Raw genomic sequence first — 1,545 nt, 5'->3', positions numbered from 1 at the left:
TGGTAAGTGTTTTTCTAGGCAATTTTTTAGTGTTTTAGGGTCAAAAATAATTGGTAGAAAGTGAATGCTTTTAACTTCCCTAAAATAGAATAAAATTGGGACAGGAGACCAGAATATTTCCCAGTTTAGCCAATCTTGATAAGGAAAGCTTCGTATTAGTTTTTCTGAACGATATACTTCTAGAGATGTATCAGTAAATTTGAGACGGATAGTGGCTGTTTGAAATAATAGAAATATACCAAATAGAGCGATCGCTAGACTTACCCACAGTTGCCAAAAGGCCAAAGGCAATGCACTAATTATTAGCACAAGAGGTATTTTATAACTAGGGGCAAGTTCGGTAGTTTGTTGTGTTTCGGATGTAGAAATAGTAGTCATTTTAGTTATCAGTTATTAGTTATTAGTTATCAGTTATCAGTACCTCTAGTTAAAGTCAGAGGCTTGAAATATTGAACTTTATTTTCTTTTGGTCGATTAGATAAGGCTTGCTGATTAAATCTAAAAGCATTGACATATAAAGGTTTTAGCATTTTTGGCCTCGAAAAAAAGTGCCTGGTTTTCAGCTCTATTATGCTCAAAAAGGAGCGTATTTTGGCAAGACTTGGGCAGAAAAATCATTCTTACAAAACTTAGCTCCTACCTCCTCTAAACTCCAATTTATCCTGTCTCCTGTCTCCTGTCTCCTGTCTCCTACCTCTCTACTCCCTACTCCCTAATATTAAAAACTTTGTTTCATTGCCCCACCAATACCTTGAAACATTGCCCAAGATAGAAAGAAATTAAAGATAAAAATAGATATTAAGGCTGTCACAACTGCTGTGGTTGTAGATTGGCCTACTCCTTTAGCTCCACCAGTGGTAGTTAAACCCCAACTTGTACCAATTACAGCAACTAAAACACCAAATACCATTGATTTAAGCAATCCACTGCATAAATCCCAAAGAGTTAGAAAAGTATGGACAGAACTAATATATATACTCTGGGGAATATCGTACATATTAACTGCCACTATAAGTCCACCCAATATGGCAGCTATCAAACATAACAAAGTTAAGATTGGCATCATTACAGCACAAGCAATAACTCTAGGAATAACTAAATAATCTACCGGATCGGTTTTCAGCATATACAGAGCATCAATTTGTTCTGTCACCTTCATCGTGCCTATTTCCGCTGCAAATGCTGAACCTACTCTTCCTGCAACAACAACTGCTGTCAATACAGGGCCTAGTTCTCTAGTTAAAGTTATAGCCAACATACCCCCAACCATATTAGCTGTACCGAAGGAAACAAGTTCCCTGGCAACCTGAATGGTAAATACCATACCGACAAAACTAGCTGTCAGTAAGACAATTAGTAAGGATTCTGGACCGACTATAGCCATTTGCTCAACAGTGTTACGACGATGAATTTTGCCCTTTAGGACATGAAAAAATACTTGGCCTGCTAAATATGCTGCAGCCAACATCCGTTGTCCCCATACCCCGAAAATTAACTTAAAAGTAATCTTACTCAATAGAAATTAATAAATTAGAAGACTAAACA

Annotated in this window: 3 protein-coding genes; all 3 read right to left on the bottom strand. The window is 36.9% G+C overall.

Features of this window, described 5'->3' with window-relative positions:
- Window positions 1-378, bottom strand: a 378-nt coding sequence (locus tag F6K13_RS32490; RefSeq protein WP_287289820.1) for a DUF3119 family protein, incomplete at its 3' end; no start/stop codon positions are given.
- 29 nt (window positions 379-407) lie between these two features.
- The gene (locus F6K13_RS32485; protein ID WP_275670421.1) at window positions 408-530 is read right to left on the bottom strand and encodes a hypothetical protein; all 123 of its coding nucleotides are present in this window, start codon (window positions 528-530) and stop codon (window positions 408-410) included.
- A 188-nt stretch (window positions 531-718) separates the two neighbouring features.
- Window positions 719-1,516, bottom strand: a complete 798-nt coding sequence (locus F6K13_RS32480) for an MlaE family lipid ABC transporter permease subunit (protein ID WP_124154721.1) — start codon at window positions 1,514-1,516, stop codon at window positions 719-721.
- Window positions 1,517-1,545 lie beyond the last annotated feature (29 nt).

It is taken from the genome of Okeania sp. SIO2B9 (genome assembly GCF_010672505.1).
Classification (GTDB): Bacteria; Cyanobacteriota; Cyanobacteriia; order Cyanobacteriales; family Microcoleaceae; genus Okeania; species Okeania hirsuta.
This window is presented reverse-complemented; position numbering and strand designations above follow the sequence as displayed.